This is a genomic window from Nocardioides guangzhouensis (assembly GCF_004519545.1).
In the GTDB taxonomy this organism is placed as follows: domain Bacteria; phylum Actinomycetota; class Actinomycetes; order Propionibacteriales; family Nocardioidaceae; genus Nocardioides; species Nocardioides guangzhouensis.
The window spans coordinates 1-653 of record NZ_SDKM01000130.1 but is presented as its reverse complement, the minus strand read 5'-3'; the positions used below and the strand labels follow the sequence as shown (position 1 = coordinate 653).

Genomic DNA, 653 nt, shown 5'->3' with positions numbered 1-653 from the left:
AAGGGCAAGAACATCGCCCTGATCTTCGAGAAGACCTCGACCCGGACACGCACCGCGTTCGAGGTGGCCGCAAAGGACCAGGGCGCCCACATCACCTACCTGGAGCCCAGCGGCTCGCAGATCGGTCACAAGGAGTCGATGAAGGACACCGCCCGGGTCCTCGGCCGGACCTTCGACGGCATCGAGTACCGCGGGTTCTCGCAGGACTCGGTCGAGATCCTTGCCCGGTACTCCGGTGTCCCGGTGTGGAACGGGCTGACCGACGAGTTCCACCCGACCCAGATCCTCGCGGACATGCTCACCATGCTGGAGAAGAGCGAGAAGCACCTCGGCGAGATCGCCTACTGCTACCTCGGCGACGCCCGCAACAACATGGGCAACTCGCTCATGGTCGGTGGCTGCAAGCTCGGCATGGACGTCCGCCTGTGCGCCCCCGAGCACCTGTGGCCGGCCGACGAGCTGGTCAAGTCCTGCCGGGAGATCGCCGAACGCACGGGCGCACGTCTTACGTTGACCGCGGAGGTCGACGAAGGGGTGCAGGGCGTCGACTTCCTGTACACCGATGTCTGGGTGTCGATGGGCGAGGACAAGAGCGTGTGGAAGGAGCGGATCGAGCTCCTCAAGCCATACCAGGTCAACGCGGACGTCGTACG

General features: G+C 65.1%; 1 protein-coding gene. It reads left to right on the top strand.

The annotated features are described in order from the left end of the window. Positions 1-653: ornithine carbamoyltransferase (gene argF, locus EKO23_RS24785; RefSeq protein ID WP_134721265.1), on the top strand; the 653-nt coding region annotated here is incomplete at both ends.